At 57.0% G+C, this 21,669-nt stretch carries 21 protein-coding genes, 3 tRNA genes, 1 rRNA gene and 5 pseudogenes; 11 read left to right on the top strand and 19 right to left on the bottom strand.

Annotation, left to right across the window (positions count from 1 at the left end; all coding sequences use genetic code 11):
• Nucleotides 1-774 (top strand): ATP-binding protein (locus B4967_RS07510; protein ID WP_479694222.1); only part of this gene is annotated, 774 nt, incomplete at its 5' end.
• 10 nt (nucleotides 775-784) lie between these two features.
• Nucleotides 785-2,811: pseudogene (locus tag B4967_RS07505) on the top strand (CocE/NonD family hydrolase).
• Between the two features lie 166 nt (nucleotides 2,812-2,977).
• Here the strand turns inward: B4967_RS07505 and B4967_RS07500 are convergent.
• The 4 genes from B4967_RS07500 to B4967_RS07485 form a co-directional block, all read right to left on the bottom strand.
• The gene (locus B4967_RS07500) at nucleotides 2,978-3,481 is read right to left on the bottom strand and encodes a ferritin-like domain-containing protein (protein WP_083024489.1); all 504 of its coding nucleotides are present in this window, start codon (nucleotides 3,479-3,481) and stop codon (nucleotides 2,978-2,980) included.
• 45 nt (nucleotides 3,482-3,526) lie between these two features.
• Nucleotides 3,527-4,363 carry a manganese catalase family protein gene (locus tag B4967_RS07495; RefSeq protein WP_083024487.1) on the bottom strand — a complete coding sequence of 279 codons (837 nt, stop codon included), beginning with the start codon at nucleotides 4,361-4,363 and terminating at the stop codon, nucleotides 3,527-3,529.
• A 52-nt stretch (nucleotides 4,364-4,415) separates the two neighbouring features.
• Nucleotides 4,416-4,619, bottom strand: coding sequence for a hypothetical protein (locus B4967_RS07490; protein WP_083024486.1), 204 nt, complete (start codon nucleotides 4,617-4,619; stop codon nucleotides 4,416-4,418).
• An 81-nt stretch (nucleotides 4,620-4,700) separates the two neighbouring features.
• Nucleotides 4,701-4,922 (bottom strand): con-10 family general stress protein, encoded by a 222-nt coding sequence (locus B4967_RS07485; RefSeq protein ID WP_083024484.1) that lies wholly within the window; start codon nucleotides 4,920-4,922, stop codon nucleotides 4,701-4,703.
• 273 nt (nucleotides 4,923-5,195) lie between these two features.
• Here B4967_RS07485 and B4967_RS07480 point away from each other — a divergent pair, with 273 nt between their 5' ends.
• The 3 genes and pseudogenes from B4967_RS07480 to B4967_RS07470 all read left to right on the top strand — a co-directional run.
• Nucleotides 5,196-5,642: an META domain-containing protein gene (locus tag B4967_RS07480; protein WP_083024482.1), complete on the top strand. Its 447-nt coding sequence runs from the start codon at nucleotides 5,196-5,198 to the stop codon at nucleotides 5,640-5,642.
• Between the two features lie 180 nt (nucleotides 5,643-5,822).
• Nucleotides 5,823-6,146 (top strand): DUF4124 domain-containing protein, encoded by a 324-nt coding sequence (locus B4967_RS07475; protein WP_083024481.1) that lies wholly within the window; start codon nucleotides 5,823-5,825, stop codon nucleotides 6,144-6,146.
• Between the two features lie 133 nt (nucleotides 6,147-6,279).
• Nucleotides 6,280-6,522 (top strand): annotated as a pseudogene (locus tag B4967_RS07470) (tyrosine-type recombinase/integrase); the annotation flags it as partial.
• Nucleotides 6,523-6,595: 73 nt separating this feature from the next.
• Here B4967_RS07470 and B4967_RS07465 read toward each other — a convergent pair.
• The 9 genes from B4967_RS07465 to B4967_RS07435 all read right to left on the bottom strand — a co-directional run bounded on the left by B4967_RS07465 (nucleotide 6,596) and on the right by B4967_RS07435 (nucleotide 11,400).
• Nucleotides 6,596-6,671 (bottom strand) — tRNA-Thr (locus tag B4967_RS07465).
• Nucleotides 6,672-6,743: 72 nt separating this feature from the next.
• A tRNA-Gln gene (locus B4967_RS07460) sits at nucleotides 6,744-6,818 on the bottom strand.
• A gap of 6 nt (nucleotides 6,819-6,824) precedes the next feature.
• Nucleotides 6,825-6,900 (bottom strand) — tRNA-Phe (locus B4967_RS07455).
• Nucleotides 6,901-7,053: 153 nt separating this feature from the next.
• The gene (locus B4967_RS07450; RefSeq protein WP_062361802.1) at nucleotides 7,054-7,329 is read right to left on the bottom strand and encodes an oxidative damage protection protein; all 276 of its coding nucleotides are present in this window, start codon (nucleotides 7,327-7,329) and stop codon (nucleotides 7,054-7,056) included.
• 51 nt (nucleotides 7,330-7,380) lie between these two features.
• The gene (gene mutY / locus B4967_RS07445; RefSeq protein ID WP_083024479.1) at nucleotides 7,381-8,478 is read right to left on the bottom strand and encodes an A/G-specific adenine glycosylase; all 1,098 of its coding nucleotides are present in this window, start codon (nucleotides 8,476-8,478) and stop codon (nucleotides 7,381-7,383) included.
• Nucleotides 8,479-8,583: 105 nt separating this feature from the next.
• Nucleotides 8,584-9,165, bottom strand: a complete 582-nt coding sequence (locus B4967_RS20790) for an AsmA-like C-terminal region-containing protein (RefSeq protein ID WP_340638717.1) — start codon at nucleotides 9,163-9,165, stop codon at nucleotides 8,584-8,586.
• Nucleotides 9,135-10,031, bottom strand: a complete 897-nt coding sequence (locus B4967_RS20785; RefSeq protein WP_340638716.1) for an AsmA family protein — start codon at nucleotides 10,029-10,031, stop codon at nucleotides 9,135-9,137. The genes B4967_RS20790 and B4967_RS20785 overlap by 31 nt, the downstream gene beginning before the upstream one ends.
• 107 nt (nucleotides 10,032-10,138) lie before the next feature.
• Nucleotides 10,139-10,918: an AsmA family protein gene (locus B4967_RS20780; RefSeq protein ID WP_340638715.1), complete on the bottom strand. Its 780-nt coding sequence runs from the start codon at nucleotides 10,916-10,918 to the stop codon at nucleotides 10,139-10,141.
• Nucleotides 10,918-11,400, bottom strand: coding sequence for an acetyl-CoA sensor PanZ family protein (locus B4967_RS07435; RefSeq protein ID WP_083024477.1), 483 nt, complete (start codon nucleotides 11,398-11,400; stop codon nucleotides 10,918-10,920). Before B4967_RS07435 ends, B4967_RS20780 begins: the two co-directional genes overlap by 1 nt.
• Before the next feature lie 173 nt (nucleotides 11,401-11,573).
• Here B4967_RS07435 and hisB point away from each other — a divergent pair, with 173 nt between their 5' ends.
• The 4 genes and pseudogenes from hisB to hisF all read left to right on the top strand — a co-directional run bounded on the left by hisB (nucleotide 11,574) and on the right by hisF (nucleotide 14,417).
• Nucleotides 11,574-12,167, top strand: a complete 594-nt coding sequence (hisB, locus tag B4967_RS07430; RefSeq protein ID WP_044630460.1) for an imidazoleglycerol-phosphate dehydratase HisB — start codon at nucleotides 11,574-11,576, stop codon at nucleotides 12,165-12,167.
• A gap of 79 nt (nucleotides 12,168-12,246) precedes the next feature.
• Nucleotides 12,247-12,888, top strand: a complete 642-nt coding sequence (hisH, locus tag B4967_RS07425; RefSeq protein ID WP_083024475.1) for an imidazole glycerol phosphate synthase subunit HisH — start codon at nucleotides 12,247-12,249, stop codon at nucleotides 12,886-12,888.
• An 11-nt stretch (nucleotides 12,889-12,899) separates the two neighbouring features.
• Nucleotides 12,900-13,647 (top strand): annotated as a pseudogene (hisA, locus tag B4967_RS07420) (1-(5-phosphoribosyl)-5-[(5-phosphoribosylamino)methylideneamino]imidazole-4-carboxamide isomerase).
• The gene (hisF, locus tag B4967_RS07415; protein WP_083024473.1) at nucleotides 13,644-14,417 is read left to right on the top strand and encodes an imidazole glycerol phosphate synthase subunit HisF; all 774 of its coding nucleotides are present in this window, start codon (nucleotides 13,644-13,646) and stop codon (nucleotides 14,415-14,417) included. The pseudogene hisA and the gene hisF overlap by 4 nt, the downstream one beginning before the upstream one ends.
• A 13-nt stretch (nucleotides 14,418-14,430) precedes the next feature.
• Here hisF and B4967_RS07410 read toward each other — a convergent pair whose 3' ends face one another.
• On the bottom strand, nucleotides 14,431-15,054 hold the full coding sequence (locus B4967_RS07410) for a YjaG family protein (protein WP_083024471.1): 624 nt from the start codon (nucleotides 15,052-15,054) through the stop codon (nucleotides 14,431-14,433).
• Between the two features lie 126 nt (nucleotides 15,055-15,180).
• Between B4967_RS07410 and B4967_RS07405 the strand changes: the two are divergent.
• Nucleotides 15,181-15,874 (top strand): annotated as a pseudogene (locus B4967_RS07405) (type 1 glutamine amidotransferase).
• A 20-nt stretch (nucleotides 15,875-15,894) separates the two neighbouring features.
• Here the strand turns inward: B4967_RS07405 and mnmH are convergent.
• From mnmH to B4967_RS07385, 4 genes and pseudogenes are all read right to left on the bottom strand, one after another.
• Nucleotides 15,895-16,983 carry a tRNA 2-selenouridine(34) synthase MnmH gene (gene mnmH / locus B4967_RS07400; RefSeq protein ID WP_083024469.1) on the bottom strand — a complete coding sequence of 363 codons (1,089 nt, stop codon included), beginning with the start codon at nucleotides 16,981-16,983 and terminating at the stop codon, nucleotides 15,895-15,897.
• On the bottom strand, nucleotides 16,980-18,020 hold the full coding sequence (gene selD / locus B4967_RS07395; protein ID WP_392567179.1) for a selenide, water dikinase SelD: 1,041 nt from the start codon (nucleotides 18,018-18,020) through the stop codon (nucleotides 16,980-16,982). Before selD ends, mnmH begins: the two co-directional genes overlap by 4 nt.
• Nucleotides 18,021-18,081: 61 nt before the next feature.
• A pseudogene (gene radA / locus B4967_RS07390) lies at nucleotides 18,082-19,453 on the bottom strand (DNA repair protein RadA).
• A gap of 93 nt (nucleotides 19,454-19,546) precedes the next feature.
• Nucleotides 19,547-19,996, bottom strand: coding sequence for a copper resistance protein NlpE N-terminal domain-containing protein (locus B4967_RS07385; protein ID WP_044630451.1), 450 nt, complete (start codon nucleotides 19,994-19,996; stop codon nucleotides 19,547-19,549).
• A 192-nt stretch (nucleotides 19,997-20,188) separates the two neighbouring features.
• On the opposite strand from B4967_RS07385, the gene hisC reads away from it, so the two are divergent.
• Nucleotides 20,189-21,250, top strand: coding sequence for a histidinol-phosphate transaminase (gene hisC, locus B4967_RS07380; RefSeq protein ID WP_083024465.1), 1,062 nt, complete (start codon nucleotides 20,189-20,191; stop codon nucleotides 21,248-21,250).
• Between the two features lie 155 nt (nucleotides 21,251-21,405).
• Here the strand turns inward: hisC and rrf are convergent.
• Nucleotides 21,406-21,521: ribosomal RNA gene (gene rrf, locus B4967_RS07375) — 5S ribosomal RNA — on the bottom strand.
• Nucleotides 21,522-21,669: the final 148 nt, after the last annotated feature.

The following is a 21,669-nucleotide window of genomic DNA, read 5'->3' as shown; positions in this document are numbered from 1 at the left end:
GGCCGGTCTCACGGATTCAGGATAGAGTTACCGGAAGAAATTGCCCAGTTAGATGGCAACGCCTGTATTGCCGAAGAAATTATTAGCGGCGTGCAAGCTGCGCCCGAAGGCTCTGTCTTTAATGGTGAATTTAATATTCACGGCATTATTTCGCAGCCCAAAGCAGAGAACTCCATCTCGCTGTTTGACCGCCTGGAGTACCCCAGCAACCTCCCCGAACACGTCCACCATAAAATGGTGGAAACCGCCAAAACCTTCCTGACCCATATTGGTTACAACAACGGCTGTTTTAACGTTGAGTTTATGTGGGACGAGGCGCGGGAAAAACTGTGGCTGATTGAGGTCAACACGCGCATTTCTCAATCCCATAGCGAGATTTTCGTGCTGGTGGATGGCATGTCGAACCACGAGATTGCCGTTGATATCGCCCTTGGCCAGCGGCCCTCGCTACTCAACCGCCAGGGCGTCGCCGCGATGGCAGCCAAGTGCTTCATTCCGTTTGCCCACCAAGACGGCGTGGTAAAGCGTATTCCCAGCCAGGAAGAGATTGACGCGCTCAAACAGCGGCTGCCGCATACCGACGTGGTCATTGATGTAGCGCCCGGCCAGCAGCTTAGCCACTTGATGCACCAGGACAGCTTCTGCTACCGCCTGGGCACGCTCTACGTCACCGGCAACACCCATGAGGAGATAGAGCAAAACTACCAGTTCTGCCTGGATTTCCTGAATTTTGACATTGAGCCTATCGATTCTATTGAGACTGTCGATTCTTAAGGAGGCCTACATGGAGATCGTTCACGACTTCCCTTACCCCGTCCGCGAGATCGAAAACGTGTTTATCTCTATGCGCGATGGAAAGCAGCTGGCGGCTCGGGTGTGGCTACCCGATACGCCTGACTCCACGCCTTTTCCCGCCATTATGGAGTACATCCCCTCTACCGCAAACGTGATGTAACGCGGGGCCGCGATGCCAGCAACCACCCCTACCTAGCGGGCCACGGCTACGCCTGCGTGCGGGTTGATATGCGCGGCAGCGGTGACTCCGACGGCGTGCTCACCGATGAGTACACCCAGCAAGAGCAGTTAGACGCCGTCGATGCTATCGCTTGGCTGGCCGAACAGCCCTGGTGCAATGGCAACGTTGGCATGATGGGTATTTCATGGGGCGGCTTTAATAGCCTGCAGGTGGCGGCCAAACAGCCGCCTGCCCTCAAAGCCGTGATCAGCCTGTGCTCCAGCGATGACCTTTACGCCGACAATATGCACTACATGGGCGGCTGCCTACTGGGAGACAACCTCTCGGAAGCGACCGTGATGTTTGCTTTTAATGCGCTTCCACCTGACCCGGCCATGGTAGGCGAACGCTGGCGGGAGATGTGGTTTGAGCGCATGGAGCACAGCGGGCTATGGATTGACCAGTGGCTGCGCCACCAGCGCCGGGATGCGTACTGGTCCACCAGCTCGGTCGGTGAGCACTATACCGCTATTCAGTGCCCCGTTTACGCCATTGGCGGCTGGGCCGACGGGTTTACCAACACCGTGTTTCGGCTGATGGAACATTTAGAGGTGCCTCGGAAGGGGCTGATTGGCCCGTGGGGGCATAAATACCCCCACCAAGGGATTCCAGGCCCCGCCATTGGTTTTCTACAAGAAGCCCTGCGCTGGTGGGATTACTGGCTGAAAGGCAAAGAGAACGGCATTATGGATGAGCCGATGCTGCGGGCCTGGCAGCAGGATAGCGTGCCCCCAGATAACAGCTACGCCGACCGCCCTGGGCGCTGGCTAAGTGAACATCAGTGGCCCTCGCCGCGGATTCGCGAGCAGTGCTACTACCTACAACCCAACCGTTTAACCGTTGAGCCGTTACCGGAGACACACACACCGCCCACGCTCGGCCTGCAATCGCCCATTAGCGTGGGGATGGCAGCGGGTAAGTGGTGCTCCTACGCTGCCACACCCGACCTCCCCGGCGACCAGCGGGAAGAGGATGGCGGCTCGCTAGTCTTTAGCAGCCCGCCGCTGGAAGCACCGCTGGATATTATGGGCGTTACCACTCTGTCGCTAACGCTCTCTTGCGACCAGCCCCAAGCCATGCTGGCGGTGCGCCTTTCCGACGTTGCGCCGGATGGAAAAGCCACCCGCGTCACCTATGGGCTGCTGAACCTAACTCACCGGGATAGCGACGAACAGCCTAGCGAGTTAGTACCCGGCAAGCAGTATCGAGTGCAAATCCCTATGAACGGGATTGCCCAGCGTTTTCCAGAGGGGCATCAGCTACGCATTTCGATCTCTACCTCGTACTGGCCATTGGCATGGCTCTCACCCGCGCCTGCACAGGTGGATATCACCCTCGACAACTGCACGCTCCACCTACCCGTGCGCACGGCAGCCGATGATGATAATACCTTTGCCTTTGAACCACCCGAAGCGGCCCCACCGCTGGCGATCACTACGCTTGCTCCCAGTCAGCATAATTGGTTGTTGCACCGTGACTTGGCCACCAAAAAGTCCACCTTGGAAGTGATTAACAACCAGGGGTGCTTTCGTATCAACGATACGGGCACGGAAATTCACCGCAGCGCGCGGGAGTACTACAGCACGGTCACGGATGACTTCACCTCTGCCCGCGGAGAAACCATCACCGAGAGCCACTTTAAACGAGATGACTGGGATACTGAGGTGTATACCCGTACGGTACTCACCTGCACCGAGAGCCACTTTCTTGTTCACGCCCAGTTAGACGCCTACGAACAGGCGTATCGGGTATTTTCAAAAAACTGGTCGTCAAAAATCCCTCGTGACCACCTCTAGCAGTCGCCGCTTTTAGCGACACTCACTGCCGTCCCACGTTGCTACACCGCTTTTTGCTACACCGCTTGGGGCGGTTTTTATAGGCACAAAAAACCCCGGCCTGGGCTGCCGGGGAAAAGGGCGTGACTAGCCATCTCGCTTTGCGTTACTTCTTACTCAATCTGCGTTACTTCTTGGCCTGCACGTCGTTGTCATCGGCGCGGGTAAGGAAGGTGCGCGTGGTTTCGTCCAGGTGCTGGTCGAGCCAATCGGCCATGGCCTGCTCTTCCTGCAGGATCTCGCGGCATACGCGCACCACCTCTGGCTGGTTGGCCTGCCCTGCAGCGGCAATCAACGCCTTATAGTTGGCAATTTCAAAACATTCGAAGGCGTAACTGGCAATACCGCCTTTCACCACTTCATCGCCTGCCATCATACCGCCAACCGATTGCCCGAAGGCGGTGAGCTTGCCGCCCATATCCTTCATGGCAGAGGTATCAATCCCCAGCTCATTCATCACCCGCTCCAGCTTTTCCGCCTGGTGCTCGGTTTCATGCAAGTGCTGGTCAATGCGCGCGCGCAGGGCTGGATAGTGTTCGATCCGCTTCGCCTGCGCTTTCAACATCTCTTCCGCCTGCTTTTCCATAGCATGGGCATCGCGTAACCAATCTTCCAGATACTTGGCTTCCATCGTGCGCTCTCCTTGTTCATCAGCGGCGTGGATAACAAATAATGCTTACTTTTTAGGGTCGATCTGCTCTTTCTGCGCCCCGGACTTCTCTTTTGCACCGCCCAGGCTCGGCTCTTGGCCCTCGGGCGCGGGCTGGTTGCGCACGCTGTACTGGCTTCGACCATCCAGCGAGGGGCCTTCCGACCAGCGGCCTTTCGGCGCCTCTTTATCCAACAGTGTGTTGAGATAGTAGTAAGAGTGCTGCATCGCCTCGTTATCTTCCGGCGTGGCGTTGGGAATCGGCAGTTGCTTCTCAAAGCCGCCCAGCTCTTCAATCACCGCCAGCCACTGCTGCTGGTGGTAGGTATCGCGAGCAATCAAGAAGGAGAGGAAATCCTTCATGCCGTGGTCATCGGTCCAGTTATACAGGCGCGATGCCAGCACGCGACCACCGGCTTCCGCCGTTACGTTAGCCAGCATATCGGCGGCGATATTGCCCGTGGCATACACGTGGCTCATATCAAAGGGCACGCCGTTAGCATTCACCGGCATGGCCGAAAGGCCCGATGAGAGCAGGTGGCGCGGGTTAGCACCGCCCAGAATGGCATTCATTACCGGGTCTTGTGCCGTGGCCTCTTGGTAGGAGACCGGCGCGCCTTCCAGGTTGAGGGCAACCGCATGACCCAGCATTTCAATATGGGACAGCTCTTCTGTCGCGGTGGACATCAACATGTCGCGGATACGGTCATCGCCGCGTGCGCCCATCGCTTGAAAGAAGTACTGCATGGCTACCCGAATTTCGCCTTCAATACCGCCAATCGCTTGTTGCAGCAGCATGGCAAATTCAGGATTGGGTTTATCGACCTTAACGGGATACTGTAATTTTCCAGAGTGGTGGAACATTGCGCTATTCTCCTAACGTAATTGCCAGGGAGAGCGCTCCCTGGCAACGAACTTAAAGCTTCTGCTTTAGCAGCTTCCGTGCTTCATCAGCAATTTCCTCGTAATGCTCAGACACACGATCAAAAAATGCCTGAGCATCTTGATCGGAGTTCTCTTTAGCATCTTGAGAAAACTGCGAGCTTAGCTGAATACCTTGAGAGGCATGATATAGCGTACTCACCATATCAAAGTTCTTATCGTTCACAGGACGACTCATCCTTGGCTCCTTGTGCCTTTAGCCTTAGCGGCTAAAGGCACTCTTGAACGTGTAAATCAGGAACAGTTAAAAGCGCGCTCGTCAGCGGTTATTACCACCGCCACTGTGGCTATTTTCGCCACCTTTCTTACCAGCTTCCGAGGCGCGCTCAGGGTCGTTGGCAAAGTTACCACCGCTTTTTTCGCCGCCTTTTTGGCCAATATCTTCGTAAAACTCTTTATCGTGGGTTTTGGCGGTTTTTTCACCACCTTTCTGTCCTGCCTCTTCGCGACTCATTCCATTATCGTTGCGCTTGTTCGTCATGATAAATCTCCTTTTCATGAATTCGGCAAAACCAACTCATTTACTCGTACTCGGCGTGTCACTCCAGTAACTTGAGATTAGCCAACCTCACTCTCTTATCAAGCGAACAGAAACGCAAATGAGCATCTTTAATTTTTATAATGACTCCAACAGATATGCATCAAATAACTTTTCATCGGTTATTTGATAACGAAAGATAAAATAATTGACTAACCCCATCTATTACCAACACACTTCTTTTAAACACCACCGTCCAAGTAAAAGGCTGCCGCCATGCGCATCCCCTTCGCAATCACCGCCACCCTCTGCCTATGGCTAAGCGGCTGCCAAAACCTGGAGGCCAAGCACGCCAACACAGCACCGGATGAATCGCTCACCAATACCTACTGGAAACTGCTGGCCGTAGATGACAACCCCGTGGTAGCCGCAGACAATATTCGCGAAGCGCATATAGTGCTGCACGTAGAACGCACCCGCTTGGCAGGCTCCACTGGCTGCAACACGCTCAACGGCCGTTACCAACACACTGGCCAGCAGCTCTCCTTCCACTCCATCGCCACCACGAAAATGGCCTGCCCCACTGCACAAATGCGCAGCGAGCAGGCCATGTTGAATGCACTTCAGCAAACCAGACATTGGGAGATTAGCGGTAGCCGCCTTGAGTTAACTAACGCCCACGGAGAACCGCTAGCGGTGTTGGAAGCAGTGCATCTTTATTAGCAGATCATAAAGTAAGGTAAGGAAGCGTATAAAACGCTGCTGCTCAAGGATACCGCTTAGCGGCTTAACAGAGGTTTATAAGCCCCATCACTCATAGGCGTCATTTCCACAACGGGGTACCCACACCTAACGATTCTTGGTAACATTCTGTTACCGATATTCGCTTAGGGTTCATGGACGATGAAAACACCCGCGCTGATTGCTCTGTTGGTACTGCTGCCATTGACTGCACAGGCTGAGATTTATAAATGTGTTGCCAACGGCCACACCACTTTTCAGGACTCCCCCTGCGCGGGCGGCAACTCTGAAACGGTGAATACCAACAACCTTACGATTATTTCAGCGCCGCCAGTGTCATCTCGTCCTGCGGCTGCCCTATCCGCAAACGCTCCTGCCTTCCCGCGCATTGTAGTGCCGTACAGAAATCAGCATCAAACGGCTCTGGAGCTTCGTAATAGTCGAGTTAAGACGCGTGCTCGCTATCCGTTGAGACGTGGCTGGTGAAATGGGATTATTAATCACTCCTTATTACAAGCCGCGCTTGTCATAGTTTTCTATAGCTCCCTATATTTTATTTTGTGCACACCCCACACGCCTTGCTCGCTGTCAGAGGGGGATAGAGGTATATAAGGAACTGAAGATAGAACTACCGGAAGGACAGCTAACCCACGTACTTCGTCACACGTTCGCGAGTCACTTTATGATGAACGGGGGAAACATCCTGGTGCTGCAGCAAATACTTGGTCATCAGTCGATCACCATGACCATGCGCTACGCACACTTTGCACCGGATCACCTGGAGGAATCCATAAAGCTAATCCGCTATCCACCACGGCATAATGTAAGCACTGCCTACGTCCACACTGTGGACACTTTGTAGACACATACGAAAAAGCCGCCTCGAAAGGCGGCTTAATCACTGTCTCAAATGCTTTTCTTATCAACCACTTAAGTGGTGCCGACACCAGGAGTCGAACCCGGGACCTACTGATTACAAGTCAGTTGCTCTACCAACTGAGCTATGTCGGCGCTTCGCATTTTCTTGAGAACTTGATTGGGTTGCCGTTAGACTAGCCAATCAACAAGAAATCTTGTTGGCAATGGCTGGGGTACCAGGATTCGAACCTGGGCATGCCGATACCAAAAACCGGTGCCTTACCACTTGGCGATACCCCAACGTTGTGGTGGCCAGAGACGGAATCGAACCGCCGACACGGGGATTTTCAATCCCCTGCTCTACCAACTGAGCTATCTGGCCCTTGCCAACGGTGCGTATTAAAACCAAAAGCTCCTCTTTTCGTCAACACCTTTGTGAAACTTTCTTTCTAGTCACGTGCTTAGGGCACATCAGGCGTTGAACCAAAAGCGGCAAAGGCCACGCCATTCGTGGCTTTGCGCTGCGTTTCTAGGTTTATGCCTGGCTGGGCGGCACGTACCCTTCTGCTTGGTCGGTGGTTTCGTTATCTAGAAAGCGCTGCATCTGATCCATCAGATAGGCGCGTGCTTCTGGCTCCAGCATGTTGAGGTGCTTCTCATTGATCAGGCGGGTTTGCAGCGCCTGCCACTCTTCCCACGCTTTTTTAGATACCGTGGCCTGAATCTCTTGGCCCTGCTTACCCGGCAGTGGCGGGAACGGCAGCGCGGGTAGCTCTTGTTGATACTTGCGGCAGAATACCGTGTTGCTCATGGCGTGCTCCTATTGAGTACGTTGTGTGTAGGTGGCTGTCAGCCTGTGATGTTAGTAAGAAGGCCCTGGGGTTGGGTCTAGGGTAAACGGTGCCAGCTGGCTTAACAGCGATTTGACCGGTGCCGCTAAGCCTAGCGCAGGCGGATGATTAACGTCATACCATACGCCGCTTTCGCGAACGCCGCTGATTCGTTCGCAGGTAACAGGCTGCGGCGTAATCACCAGCTTAAAGTGGCTGAAGGTATGGGTGAAGCTGGGCAGCGCAGCTTGGCGCTCGGGGGCTTTGGTGTTGTCTTCCAGCCAGTCGTTGAGTTCGCTGTGGCGTTCAAACTGCGGCAGGCTCCATAAACCGCCCCATAGGCCGCTAGGTGGCCGCTGCTCTAGCCACACGCGTCCTTGTGGGTCGCGCAGCATCAGCATAATGGTTTCGCGGGTGGGGGTGGCTTTTTTGGGTTTGGATTCCGGATAGCGCTGCGGCTCGCCTTGGGCGTAGGCGCGGCATACGTCACTGAACGGGCATATCGGGCAGTCGGGTTTGCTGCGCTTACACAGCGTCGCGCCGAAATCCATCATGGCCTGGGTGTAATCCGCCAGCCGCGTGGTGGGCGTAAAGTATTCGGCCAGCGCCCAAAGCGAGCGTTCTACCGCCGGTTTGCCCGGCCAGCCTGCCACCGCGTGCAGGCGGGTGAGCGAGCGCTTTACATTGCCATCCAGAATAGCGGCCTGCCGGCCGGTGCTTTGGGCGATAATCGCGCCAGCGGTGGAGCGACCAATGCCGGGCAGCGCCATCAGCGTTTCTACGCTGTCGGTGGGCAGCTCGCCGCCGTGCGCTTCCATCGCCACCTGAGCAGCTTTATGCAAGTTGCGGGCGCGGGCGTAGTAGCCCAGGCCCGTCCAGTGGTGCAGCACGTCATCTTGCGGCGCGGTGGCCAGGGCTTCCAGCGTCGGGAAGCGGGCCATAAAGCGCTCGAAGTAGGGAATCACCGTGGTGACCTGGGTTTGCTGCAGCATAATTTCAGAGACCCACACGCGGTAGGCGCTGCGGGGCGACTGCCAGGGCAAGTCGTGGCGGCCATACTGGTCGAACCAGGTAAGCAGCCGGTGTTGAAACTCTTCCGCCGGTAGGCACGGCGTGGGCATATCGGCCATCGTTATTCCTTAAAGCACTCGCCATGAAAAAAAGCGCCGGCGGTAAGGCCGGCGCGTGCAGATTGTGTTGCGTTAACGCAGGTTGTTCGTCAATGCAGGTTGCGATTAGTTGAACAGGCGGCGAATACCTTCGCGCAGCTCTTGGCCTGCGCCTTCACCCAGACGCTCATCAATACGGTCCATGGATTCGCCAAGCCGCTCCTCCAGTTCCTCTTCTACCCGGCTTCCGGCTTCGTCACGCAGTAGCTCTACTACCGAGGCTTGGAAGGCGGTGCGGTCGAAGCGGCACCACTGGGCTTTATCGTCCCCTACATGGCCTTCACAGCTTACCGGCAGCGGCAGCTGCTGAAGCCGTGGGTTGACTTGGCAGGCGGCGTCAGCGGTATCCACTAGCCGTGCGTTCGCTTGAGTCGTGAAGTTGAGGCTATTGAGGTTGAAGTCGCCCTCCCCTTGCACGTTGATACCCGGTAGCGTAATCAGCAAGTCGTCACTTTCAACCACGCCGTTGCGCACCTGGAAGGTGGCTTCAAAACGCTCAAAGCGGGTGTCCGGGTGCCATTCTCGCTCTACCTGCTGGCCTTCTAGCTGAGCGACCAGCTCACACATCTCTCGGGAGATGTTGGTGCGTAGAATCGCGCCATCGTTGAGCCGCGCGGTTAATTCGCCGTTGAGGTTGCTGGTGAGCACATCCGGCGGTTGCCTTGGGTAGTCAGCGCGCCGTCTAGATTGAAGCGTCCGCGCAGCGGGGCCTCTTCTTCGCTGAAGGTTTCGATTAACGGCGCGACCTGCACATTGCTAATGCTGGGCGAGAGCTGCCACTCCAGTACATTACCAGTGGCATCCAGCTGGCCGGTGGCGCTCAATTCCCCTTCGTAGAAACGGGACTCAAAGGCAGTGAGGCGGTGGTTGCCGTTTTCACCGCGCAGCGCCAGCTGGGTATCGTCAAAAGTCAGCCCAGCCAGTAGCAGTTGGTCGACGCTCAAATCGCCCTGAAGGGTGAGCGTACTTAACCATGCCTGGGGCAGCAGCGTTCCGCTGGTTTGAGCAAAGGCTTTACGCAGCAGGCCACGGCTGGCTTGCTGCGCGGTTTCGGGGCCAGGCAGGTAGTGATCCAGATTGAGCGTATCGCCTTCTAGGTTGAAGGAGAGCTGGGTACCATCCAGCGCGGCGGCAATATCGCCGGTAAAGGTGCTGTCATCCACCACCAGCGAGAGGCGCGGCAGGGAGATACGCTCCAAGCTGCCTTCTACGGGGCTGGTGAGCGCGACATCGCTAAGTGCGGCTTCGCTGGCAGTATTGAGCTTCACGCCCGTGCGGGAAATCCAAGGCCGCAGCGTAAACGGCGCAGCGGTCAGTTGCCCGCTGTACTGCGGTGCGTCCAGCAGTTGCTCGACATTCAAGTGGCCGCTCACGCGCAGACCATCTGGCCCGGTGAGCTGAACCTCTTTAAGCTGCGCGGTTTGGGCGGCAAAGTCGGTTTCCAGGCCAAACGCCAGGGCAATCGCTAGGCTGCCTTGCCAGTTTTCTGGGTGGCGCAGCCCAGCTTCCAGCACGCCTTCGGTAACGCTTAGTTGTTGCTCAGCTAAACGGGCAACAATTTCAGCCGCTTTTAAGCTGAGCTGCTGCGGTTCGCTGGCTTCGCCCTGACGGGTATGCGTGGTTAGCTGGGTGTTTTCAAAGATGATCTGTTCATATCTTCTAGGCCAAGCCGCAGGCGTGTTTCAAGATTTACTTCGCTGGTCATGTTTGGCGCGCGCTCAAGCTCTTCGGCATCCAGCCGGTCATGCTTAGTAAGCGTGAACATGGCTTTTAGCGGGAAGGAGCGTACCGGATTCACATTGGTGCCTGAAATATTCAGCGGCTTAACCCGCCAGAGCGCTTGATTCTGCTCATCGCGGTAACGAATATCAGTATTTTTTACTTCGACGCTGGCGATGCTTAATACCACCGAGAGGCTGCCTGCATCGGCATTGGGGCCAGCACTTGCTGGAGCCAGCACGGTTTCAGCGGATTCGTTGTTGTGCTCAGAGAGTCGCTCCAACAGCGGCTGCCAGTTGCCCTCGCCTTCAGCGTTCTTCTCCAAATTGAGGCGCATGCCATCCAGCGTCAGGCCATCCACGGCAATCTCTCCGCGCAGCAGCGGGGCAAAGGCAACGCTCACTTCAGCACGGTTAATGGCGGCGAAGGCGGTTTCATCTTGTGCTTGATCGGGCAGCCAGGCGCGCGCCTGCTCAACGCTGACACCAATACGAGGGTAAAACGACCAGGTAATCGGGCCTTCCCGAGCTAAGTTCAGGCCGGTTTGCTCCTCTTCCACAGCGGTTAAGCGTGGTTTGAAGTCTTCTGGGTCTAAAAAGGTGGTGACGTACACCACGGCGGCCACTGCCACAATGGCTAAAATGCCTATGGCGGCCAGCAAAATACGTAATAGCTGTTTCATTACCCTTTTCCTTGTGGGTCTAGCTCAACAAAATCACTGGTCGTCGGCAGGTCCGGGGCAGAAGACGAGGCCTCAGCAACGGCTCGAAAGCCTAATTTCGATAGCAGTACTCGGTCTGCCAGCGGCAGCGTGGTGGTAGCATTACGCAGTACGCGGCCATCTTGCTTGGCTTGCTCGCCCACCAGCGCCATCAGCCGTGAGCCGACACCGCGACGACGCGTAGTTTTACGCACGCATAGCTCAGACAGCCACCAGGCTCGGTCGCCGGCTTCTTGCACCGCCACCGCGCCTAACAGGCGGTCATTGAAGTGGGCACAGGCAAAAAATTGCTGTTCCTTTAAATGCTGTTCGATAAATGGCAAAACCGTGGGAGTGGGCATGCGCTCTTGGGGCGCGTCTTCATATATGCGCACTAAGTCGATGCGCACCTGCTCTTCTGCTTCCCAACGGGCCTGGTCGACATATTGCAGTGTCACCGGCATGGTGAAATCCTCGTTGCCAACGCAGCTAGGCTGCTATGTTAGCGCCGCAAACAGCGGCGACATTCCCCGCATTGTAGCGGATGGGGGCGCCGATTCTCTATAATGGTTGTTTTGGCCGCAGTTGCCGCCCGCCGATTATTCCTCAGAGTGCGCCCCGGCGCAGGAGATGCAACATGTCAGCGCGTATTGCCACGGTAAGCCGTGACACCAACGAAACGCAGATTACGGTCAGCGTCAACCTTGACGGCGAAGGCCGCTTGAACTGTGAAACTGGCGTTCCGTTTCTAGACCACATGCTGGATCAAGTGGCTCGGCATGGGATGGTAGATCTCGATATTCATGCCAAAGGCGACCTGCATATCGACGACCACCACACCGTTGAAGATTTGGGCATCACCCTGGGTCAGGCATTCAACGAGGCCATTGGCGATAAGCGCGGCATCTACCGCTACGGCCACGCTTATGTGCCGCTGGATGAGGCGCTCTCTCGGGTAGTGATTGATTTCTCCGGCCGCCCCGGCCTTTATATGAATGTCGAGTTCACCCGCGATACCATTGGCAGTATGGATACGCAGCTGTTCTGGGAATTTTTCCAAGGCTTTGTGAACCATGCTCGAGTGACGCTGCATATCGACAACGTAAAAGGCTTCAATGCTCACCATCAGGCCGAAACCATTTTCAAAGCCTTTGGCCGCGCACTGCGTATGGCCGTTGCGGAAGACCCGCGCATGGCTGGGCAAATGCCCTCTACCAAAGGCAGTTTATAATGCCGATCGTTGCGGTTAGCGGCGTAGCGGCACGCCTCTCGCCTACGAATCTATCGCCCACGACCTTAAGGAGCGCTTCATGACCATTGCGGTAATCGATTATGGAATGGGCAACCTACACTCTGTGGCTAAAGCGCTTGAGCACGTCACTCATGAGAATGTGATCATCACCCGCGACCCACGGCGTATTCTGGGCGCTACCCGCCTAGTGCTGCCCGGCCAGGGCGCCATTCGTGACTGCGTGGGCGAGCTTGAGCGTACCGAACTGCGCGGGCTGGTGGATGATATTTTGACCCGCCAAGCCAAACCGCTGCTGGGCATTTGTGTGGGCCAACAGATGCTAATGGAGCGCAGCGAAGAGAATGGCGGCGTGGACTGTTTGGGGTTTTTCCAAGGCAGCGTAGACCGCTTCCCGGCCAATATGCGCGATGCCCAAGAGCAGCGCCTGAAAGTACCGCACATGGGTTGGAACCTGGTGAATCAACACCACGACCACCCGCTCTGGGCAGGCATCGATAATAATGAGCACTTCTATTTCGTGCACAGCTATTACGTGAATGCCGCCGACGATGCCCAGGTATTCGGCACCACCCAGTACGGCAGTGTGAGCGCTCACGTGGCGATTGGCCGCGACGCCACCTTTGCCGTGCAGTTCCACCCGGAAAAAAGCTCCCGTGCGGGCCTGCGCCTGCTGGAAAATTTTGTCACCTGGACGCCCTGAGAGGTTTCACTATGTTGGTAATTCCCGCGATTGATCTCAAAGACGGCCAGTGTGTGCGCTTAAAGCAGGGCCGCATGGACGACGCGACCTCCTATGGCGACGACCCGGTGGCCATGGCCGCGCGCTGGGTAGAAGCCGGTGCGCGCCGCTTGCACTTGGTGGATTTGAACGGCGCCTTTGAAGGCAAACCGGTGAAGGGTGAAGCAGTCACCGCCATTGCCCGCGCCTACCCTAACCTGCCGATTCAAATTGGCGGTGGCATCCGCCCGGCAGAGACTATTGAACACTACCTCAGCGCCGGTGTTTCTTACGTGATCATCGGTCCCAAAGCGGTCAAAGAGCCTGAGTTTGTGGGTGAAATGTGCCGCGCCTTCCCTGGCCACATTATTGTTGGCCTGGATGCCAAAGATGGCTATGTGGCCACCGATGGCTGGGCAGAAGTCTCCACCGTCAAAGCTCCCGAGCTTGCCAAGCGCTTCGCCAACGACGGCGTTTCCAGCATTGTGTACACCGATATTGCCCGCGACGGCATGATGCAGGGTGTCAATGTGGAAGCCACCGCCGCACTGGCCCGCGAAGGCGGCCTGCCGGTGATCGCCTCCGGCGGCGTAACCCAATCTGGATGATATTCGTGCCCTGTGCGATGTCGCCGATAGCGGCATTTTGGGCGCAATTACCGGACGGGCGATTTACGAAGGCAGCCTGGATGTCGCTGAAGCCCAGCGCTTAAGCGATCAGTTGAGTGAAGGTAGCGAATGAGCTTAGCCAAACGCATTATCCCCTGCCTGGATGTGGATGCCGGGCGCGTAGTGAAAGGCGTCAACTTTGTGGGTATTCGTGATGCGGGCGACCCGGTAGAGATCGCCCAGCGCTATAACCAGCAGGGTGCCGACGAGATCACCTTTCTCTATATCACCGCGAGCCACGAAGACCGCGCCACCACGGTGGATATGGTCGAGCGGATTGCAGGCGAGGTGTTTATTCCCTTAACCGTCGGCGGCGGCATGCGGACCTGCGACGATATCCGCACCATGCTGAACGCTGGGGCGGATAAGGTCTCGATCAACACCGCTGCGGTTACCAACCCTGAGTTTGTGCGTGAAGCCGCCGAGCGTTTTGGCAGCCAGTGCATTGTGGTGGCGATTGACGCCAAAAAAGTGTCTAAAGAGGGCGAGCCTGACCGCTGGGAGATTTTCACCCACGGCGGCCGTCGCCCCACCGGCCTGGTTGCGGTGGGGTGGGCCAAGAAGATGGTCGAGTATGGCGCAGGCGAGCTGCTGCTAACCAGCATGGATCGTGACGGCACCAAGATTGGCTTTGATCTGGGCGTCACCCACGCTATTTCCGAAGCGGTTAGCGTGCCGGTGATTGCTTCCGGCGGCGTCGGCAATTTAGACCACTTGGTCGATGGCGTGCTCAAAGGCGGTGCCGATGCGGTACTGGCTGCGAGTATCTTCCACTTTGGCGAGTACACCATTCCAGAAGCAAAACGCTATATGGCCGAACGCGGCATCGAAATGCGTTTATAAGCCGCGCGACGTTCTAGGCTGGGGCAGTTAACTCTGCCCCGGCTTCCTCATCCAGTGTTAGCCCCAAATTACTAATGCCGTTATTGCGCCCAAGCGTGCGAATCTCTTTGAGTGTTGTTTTATTGATCGACCCGCTGACCGCTTCCAGCACCGCATCTTGGAAGTCGTTTTCGTCTTCCATCAGCGGATGGTCGCGAATGATCAGCGCCAATGCTTGAGCGTCCACTTCCCCTTCGGTGAGTTCGATGAACGCCCGAACGCCAGCCCGCGAGGTGCGGCTGACATCCAGCACAGCTTCGGGGGATTCGCCTTGCAGCGTATCGAGTAGCGCAGAGATCGACACGACCGCATCCAGCGCCCGACGTGCGCCGAAACTCTCATCGCCCTCCGGCGGCTCGCACTCGGCCAGCTTTTCCGCTTGGCGGGCAAAGTCGATGCTGGCGGTGGGGACGCTAAGGGGCTCCCATACAAGATTCAGCACAGTGCGCAGGGTGTGCCCATCGCCATGGCCGCTGGTTTGCTCATAAAGGGCGTAGTTGGGTAACAGCCGCTCGCACAGCGCTGCCATAAATGCTTGCTGGGCGTGGAGCGGCAGCAGTTGAAGCCGCTGATAAAATCCTTGGGGTTTAGCCACCATGCTGATTTCCTGGGTCACTATGTTTGTGAAACTGAGTTGGTGAAATGAACGCGATGCGTTATCGTCGCACCCACGCAGCGGGCGACCCCGCGGCGTTTGATGTGCTCGGCCGGCGAGGAGATTACCATGCATATTCATCTGCTACAGCACGGCCCTGACCATGGTCCCGCCCGTCTGACCGACTGGCTTGAGAGTATGGGCCATAGTTACACCGTTTTTCACCTCTACGCGGGCGAACTCACGCCTCGCCCTGGGGAGTGCGATGCGCTCATCGTGCTAGATGGCCCCGAAGCCCTGTTTAGCGAACCGCCCGCTTGGCATAAAGCGGAGCGCAAACTGATCAATCGCTACTTGGACGGCCAAAAACCTATTCTGGGCATTGGCCTAGGGGCGCTATGGATCGCGGAAGCGCTTGAGGCGGTCGTCGCCCCTGGCACCTACCCCGAAACCGGCTGGCATACCGTCACCCTAGCCCCGGAAAGCACCTTCGACCTACCCGAGCAGTTTGAGGCCTTTATGTGGCACCGCCTGGTGTTTAGCCTACCCGATGGCGCGCTACCATTAGGCGGCAGTGCCGCGTCCCCGCTGCAAGGGTTTAGCTGGGACGCAGGCCGTGTGGTGGGCCTGCTATGCCACTTTGAAACGACCCAGGCCAGCGTAGCACCGCTGCTGAACGCCAACGAGCGGCCCACGGCGAAAAGCCCTTCCAGCGGGCGTTTTGTGCAAACCGATGAGCAGATTCTGGAAGACCCCACGCGCTTTCAGCGCTTGGCCACCGCTGTTAGATCGCGTCATGACCCAGTGGCTGAAACGCACTTAACCCCCCACCACCTGCCGCCGCTAAGCACTCCACTGTTTGGCAGCGGCGAGACAGCTTTCCCAATCGCCTATATGAAGTTCTGTGGGCCGGTTTCCCTGCTGTTTCTCCAAGTGGTAGCGGTAGAGCGGGTCGTAATATTCGGTCAGCAGCGGGGCAAGCCACGCCTCATGGGCTTGGATATCCCCGGCGGCATGGGCACGGAAAGCCATGGCCTGCATACGTTGCAAACGCTGTAGCCGGGCATTGCCCAGGCGTTTTGCCAGCCGTTCTAACGCGCTCGCCAGTTGACGCTGCATGCGCTGCCACCCTTCCTCTGGGCCAAAGCGAGCGGCGTAACCCTGCTCTAGCGCTTCGATATAGTCGCGGCGTAGCTGATCTAGCCGCCAATCTAGCGGCATTTCGATACGAATACGCGGCGCTTGCTGTAGGGCATGCCAAAAATCGAGCGGAAGATTGGCATTGCCAATCTGTCGGGACTCATCTTCCAACACAAGCTTACCCGGCTGCCCAATCAAACGCTGGCCCAGCGCGTGCTCAAAATCGATTTGGGTGGTGGGTTCGTCGGGCTGCCGCCCAAAAGCAGAACCTTTATGATTGGCGCAGGCTTCCAAATCAATGCCGTTGGGCAGTTGGTTAATCAGCTTCGTCTTAGCGCAGCCGGTGAGCCCTGCCACCACCAGCATAGGCTGCTGCGCGGCTTCGTCAATCCGTTGGCAGAGCTGCTGGCGTAGCGCTTTCCAGCCGCCTTCAATGCGTGGGCGATGAAGCCCTGCATCGACAAGCCACTGCTGGGCAATTTGCGAGCGCAGACCGCCGCGAAAGCAGTAGATAATCGCATCCGGGTGCTGGGCTAAGTAGGCCTGCCAAGCGGCGACACGCGCTTGCTTTACTTCACCGCTGACCAGCCGCTCACCCAGCGCGATGGCGGCTTGCTGGCCCTGCTGCTTGTAGGCAATGCCTACCTGGTGGCGCTCTTCATCCACCATCAGCGGTAGGTTGACCGCCCCCGGCAGGCTGCCTTGGGCAAACTCTACCGGGGCGCGTACATCAATCAGCGGCGTGTTTGACGCAATCACCTCAAGGGACGCAGGCGTGGTCGGCAGGGTCATCCAATAACCTCGATTTTAGCGTCTCCCTGGGGTGCTTTTAGGGTACCGAACGGCTCCAACGTTAGGCCGTACTCACGACCAATACGCTCAACGTCATCTTCCCATGCGGGGTCTACGCTAATCAGCAGCCCGCCAGAAGTTTGCGGGTCGCAGAGCCACTGCCAGTGGGCTTCATCCATGACGGGCAGCGCGCTACCCAGGGCGTCGCGATTGCGTACGGTGCCGCCGGGCACGGCACCTTGGCGGCGATAGCCTTCCGCTTCAGCTAACCGGGGCAGACGGCGGAAATCAATCTGCGCCATCAAACCGCTGGCACTGCACATTTCGGTGAGATGCCCTGCCAAACCAAAGCCGGTAACATCCGTCATGGCGTTGACGCCCTTCACTTTGGAGAGCGCGATACCAATGGTGTTGGGTTTGAGCATGGTTTCACGGGCTAGGCCATGATGCCCGGCTTCTAGCAAGCCGCGCTTTTCCGCTGTGGTTAATAGCCCGACGCCCAACGGTTTAGTGAGAAACAGCAGGTCGCCGGGCTTAGCTTGGCTGTTGAGTTTTAAGTGCTCAAGATCGACCAGCCCGTTCACTGCTAAACCAAACATCGGCTCAGGGGCATCAATGGAGTGACCGCCGGCCAGGGCAATGCCCAGTTCGCGGCAAACGGCCTGGGCACCCGCCACTACATCGCCAGCGATTTCTGGGCCCAGCTTATCCAGCGGCCAGCCTAAAATGCCCAGTGCCATGACCGGTGTGCCACCCATGGCGTACACATCGCTAATGGCGTTGGTCGCGGCAATACGGCCAAAATCAAAAGGGTCATCGACAATGGGCATGAAAAAGTCGGTGGTGGCAATCATGCCGCGACCGTCGCCGAGATCGTATACGGCGGCGTCTTCACGCCCCTGGTTGCCCACGATCAGCCGCTGATGCCCGGCTGCCGGTCCGGCCTTGGCGAGAATGCCATCGAGTACGTCCGGGGCGATTTTGCAGCCGCAGCCCGCTCCGTGGCTATATTGGGTTAATCGAATCGAACTCATCATCCCTCTCCTTTTTTGAACGTGGACTTGGCTTTAGCTGCCCTTATGATAAGCATAGCTGAGGTTACAGCGCTTCCAGAGCATCGCTCAATTTATCCACGGGAATTACCTCCATTCCTTTCGGCGCCTGCTTGGGCGCATTGGCACGGGGCACGATGGCGCGTAAAAAGCCGTGTTTGGCGGCTTCTGCAATACGCTCTTGGCCGCTGGGTACCGGGCGTATCTCGCCAGATAGGCCCACTTCGCCAAACACGACCAGCTCTTTGGGCAGAGCCCGGTTCTGCAGACTGGAAACCACCGCCAGCAGCACGGCGAGGTCGGCGCTGGTTTCCAGCACTTTGACACCGCCCACCACGTTAAGAAATACATCCTGGATCGCCGGTAAACAGTCCGCCGTGACGGTTAAGAACGGCTAATAGCATGGCGAGGCGGTTTTGATCTACCCCCACGGCAACGCGGCGCGGGTTAACTAGTGCCGACTCGTCTACCAGCGCTTGGACCTCTACCAGTATGGGTCGCGTACCTTCCCACACCACCATGACGAGACTGCCCGGCGCTTGCTCCTCTTGACGCGAAAGAAATATCGCGCTGGGGTTTTTTACCTCTTTCAGCCCCTGCTCCAGCATGGCGAACACGCCCAACTCATTGACCGCGCCAAAGCGGTTCTTCTGCCCACGCAGCGTCCGAAAGCGGGAGTCGGCACCGCCTTCCAGCAGCAGCGAGGCGTCAATCATATGCTCTAGCACTTTGGGGCCCGCAAGGGTGCCATCCTTGGTGACGTGACCCACCAGCAACAGCACGGTATTAGTCTGCTTGGCAAAGCGGGTAAGCGCAGCAGCGGATTCGCGTACCTGGGCAACGCCGCCAGGGGCAGAGCTGATATCTTCCAAGTGCATGGTTTGGATGGAATCAATCACCAGTATTTCCGGTTTCTCCCGCTCGGCCACCGCGAGGATCGTCTCTACGCTGGTTTCCGCTAGCATCTTCAGCCCGTTAGTGGGTAGCTGCAGGCGGTGGGCGCGCATAGCCACCTGGGAAAGCGACTCCTCCCCCGTGACGTAGAGAATACGCCGCTGCTGGGCCAGCTTGCAGGCGGTTTGCAGCAGCAGCGTCGATTTACCAGCCCCTGGGTTGCCACCCAACAAAACGGCGGAGCCCGGCACCAAGCCGCCGCCTAGCACGCGGTCAAACTCTGCAAAGGTGGAGCTAAGCCTTGGCACCTCGCTTAAATCGACATTACTGAGGTCGACTACATCTCGTGATAGATCGCCTGCGTACCCGGTGCGCCCGGTAGTGGTGCCGCTACCGGGCCGAGCGCTTGCCAGCTTGACCTCCGTTAGCGTGTTCCACTCTTGGCAGCTCGTACACTGGCCCTGCCATTTACGATACTCTGCACCACATTCAGTACAGACAAAGGCACTTTTTGCTTTTGCCACCGCCTTGTTGCTCCTGTCTATCGCGCCACGTTGATATAGTGGGCAGAAATGCAAAAGGCGGCCAGTGGCCGCCTTTGAGCGTCGCGTATTGGATTACTGACGCTGTAACTGCAGCATCTCGCCATTTTCGAAACGGCGGCGCTCAGGGTCGATTAGCTCCAGGGTACGTTCATCAATACGCTGGAAGTAGTAGATTTGGCCGTCGCCGTTCGGCGTTAGCTCATATACCGTGGCATCGGGGTCAGAGGGCGTACCGGTCAGCACTTCCCAGTTACCGGCATAGTTTTCATCCGGCGGAGTCTGGGGGTGATTACGGTAAGTCGCATCCAGCGTGAACGTCCGCTCTTCCGGGGCGCTCATCTCTTCTCCCACCAACGTTACATCCAGGTCAATGCCGTCACAGTTACGGCAAGGCAGAGTGCCTTGGTAGTTAGCCTGTGATGCGGTCATGCCTGCATCTTCGCGCTGATCCGTTGGGCCAGCTGCGCAGCCCGCCAACAGTGCCAACATAGCCGAACCGGCTAGCAAACTCCTGAATTGCATTGGGTGTCTCCTTATCGTGTTGGACATACATTTCTTTCGCGCGCTTATGACAGCATAACCGCTACAAGGTGCGACGCCCCCCCCCTCTGACGTAAAAGTAAGTTCTCACCTAGCTTGCATGGGAATGCTTGCGCTCTAGCGGCCATCAGGCGACCATGGTGCCATTACCGCTAGGATAATCAGGTTACCCTTATGAGCCAATATTGGAGCCCCGCCGTTAGGGAGCTTACCCCTTACGTGCCAGGCGAGCAGCCCCGCGAACGCGTTATCAAACTCAATACAAACGAGAACCCGTACCCACCTGCCCCTGGTGTCAGCGAGGCACTACGCAACTATGCAGTTGATCATTTGCGTCTCTATCCTGATCCGACGTCCTTGGCCCTGCGTGAAACCTTGGCAGACACGTATGGTGTAAGCGTAGCAGAAACCTTTGTTGGCAATGGTTCTGACGAAGTACTGGCGTTCGCGTTCCAAGCGTTCTTCTGCCAGGGCGCTCCACTGGATGTGCCCTCCATTACTTATAGCTTCTACCCTGTGTATGCCAAGCTGTATGGCGTTGAGCTACGCAAGCACCCGCTCAATGAGAAGTGGGAAGTCGACCTAGAGGCGCTTGCCAGCACTTCTGAACGCAGCGGCGTTATTTTTGCCAACCCTAATGCGCCTACTGGCCATGCTCACTCTCTTGAAAGCATCGAAGCACTGCCGACACGTGTGACAGATCGCGTAGTGTTGGTCGACGAAGCTTATGTCGATTTTGGCGCCGAAAGCGTGGTAGCGCTGATTGAGCGCTACCCAAACTTGCTGGTCACCGGCACGTTCTCCAAATCACGCAGCTTGGCGGGTTTACGTCTGGGCTACGCAATTGGGTCCCCTGAGCTAATCGAAGGCTTACAGCGGGTAAAGGATTCGTTTAACGCCTGCCCGGTCGATAGCCTAGCCAGTGTGGTCGGTATTGAGGCAGTGAAAGATACCCAGCACTTCAACGCCTGCCGGGACAACGTCATTACTACCCGTGAGCGAACCCGCCAACGGCTGGAAGGGCTGGGCTTTGAGGTACTGCCCTCAAAAGCCAACTTCCTGCTGGCTCAGCACCCTGACTTTGCCGGTGCGCAGCTGTTTGCTGGCCTTCGTGAGCGAGGCATTTTGGTACGACACTTCAATACCGAATTACTCAACAACTTCCCGCGTATCTCCATCGGCTCCGACGATGAAATGGATAGCTTCATTGAAGCCCTAGAGTCGCTCTGCGGTTAATGGCTTATCTAGCTCCCTGAACACTTAAACGCAAAAACCCAGCCATATGGCTGGGTTTTTATTTCGCTCGATTTTTTAGGCAGTTTTCTTCGGCACAACTTTCTTCGGCACAACAAAAAACCCAGCCGGATGGCTGGGTTCTTTGCGGTATAAGTGCCTGACGATGACCTACTCTCGCATGGGGAGACCCCACACTAACATCGACGCTAAGCGGTTTCACTGCTGAGTTGGGCAAGGGATCAGGTGGTTCACGCGTGCTATGGTCGTCAGGCGTAACGGGTAATGCATATCATGCTGATGCGTCGGTGACGTGTTTTGTGATCGTCTCTTTCCAGCAAGCCTCTTGGCTTGCGGCTGCGTATCCGGTTCTCTGAGTGCGTTCACACTCGTTCGTTATCACTGCGACCAGACCCCTTGGG

Origin of the sequence: Vreelandella lionensis (assembly GCF_002087295.1) — a bacterium.
In the GTDB taxonomy this organism is placed as follows: domain Bacteria; phylum Pseudomonadota; class Gammaproteobacteria; order Pseudomonadales; family Halomonadaceae; genus Vreelandella; species Vreelandella lionensis.
This window is presented reverse-complemented; position numbering and strand designations above follow the sequence as displayed.

Bases quoted from the DNA above. Each gene is read 5' to 3' on its own strand.
- B4967_RS07500 (WP_083024489.1), bottom strand. From the start codon at position 3,481: ATGGAAGCCAAGTATCTGGAAGATTGGTTACGCGATGCCCATGCTATG.
- B4967_RS07495 (WP_083024487.1), bottom strand. From the start codon at position 4,363: ATGTTCCACCACTCTGGAAAATTACAGTATCCCGTTAAGGTCGATAAA.
- B4967_RS07490 (WP_083024486.1), bottom strand. From the start codon at position 4,619: ATGAGTCGTCCTGTGAACGATAAGAACTTTGATATGGTGAGTACGCTA.
- B4967_RS07485 (WP_083024484.1), bottom strand. From the start codon at position 4,922: ATGACGAACAAGCGCAACGATAATGGAATGAGTCGCGAAGAGGCAGGA.
- B4967_RS07480 (WP_083024482.1), top strand. From the start codon at position 5,196: ATGCGCATCCCCTTCGCAATCACCGCCACCCTCTGCCTATGGCTAAGC.
- B4967_RS07475 (WP_083024481.1), top strand. From the start codon at position 5,823: ATGAAAACACCCGCGCTGATTGCTCTGTTGGTACTGCTGCCATTGACT.
- B4967_RS07450 (WP_062361802.1), bottom strand. From the start codon at position 7,329: ATGAGCAACACGGTATTCTGCCGCAAGTATCAACAAGAGCTACCCGCG.
- mutY (WP_083024479.1), bottom strand. From the start codon at position 8,478: ATGGCCGATATGCCCACGCCGTGCCTACCGGCGGAAGAGTTTCAACAC.
- B4967_RS20780 (WP_340638715.1), bottom strand. From the start codon at position 10,918: ATGAAACAGCTATTACGTATTTTGCTGGCCGCCATAGGCATTTTAGCC.
- B4967_RS07435 (WP_083024477.1), bottom strand. From the start codon at position 11,400: ATGCCGGTGACACTGCAATATGTCGACCAGGCCCGTTGGGAAGCAGAA.
- hisB (WP_044630460.1), top strand. From the start codon at position 11,574: ATGTCAGCGCGTATTGCCACGGTAAGCCGTGACACCAACGAAACGCAG.
- hisH (WP_083024475.1), top strand. From the start codon at position 12,247: ATGACCATTGCGGTAATCGATTATGGAATGGGCAACCTACACTCTGTG.
- hisF (WP_083024473.1), top strand. From the start codon at position 13,644: ATGAGCTTAGCCAAACGCATTATCCCCTGCCTGGATGTGGATGCCGGG.
- B4967_RS07410 (WP_083024471.1), bottom strand. From the start codon at position 15,054: ATGGTGGCTAAACCCCAAGGATTTTATCAGCGGCTTCAACTGCTGCCG.
- mnmH (WP_083024469.1), bottom strand. From the start codon at position 16,983: ATGACCCTGCCGACCACGCCTGCGTCCCTTGAGGTGATTGCGTCAAAC.
- selD (WP_392567179.1), bottom strand. From the start codon at position 18,020: ATGATGAGTTCGATTCGATTAACCCAATATAGCCACGGAGCGGGCTGC.
- B4967_RS07385 (WP_044630451.1), bottom strand. From the start codon at position 19,996: ATGCAATTCAGGAGTTTGCTAGCCGGTTCGGCTATGTTGGCACTGTTG.
- hisC (WP_083024465.1), top strand. From the start codon at position 20,189: ATGAGCCAATATTGGAGCCCCGCCGTTAGGGAGCTTACCCCTTACGTG.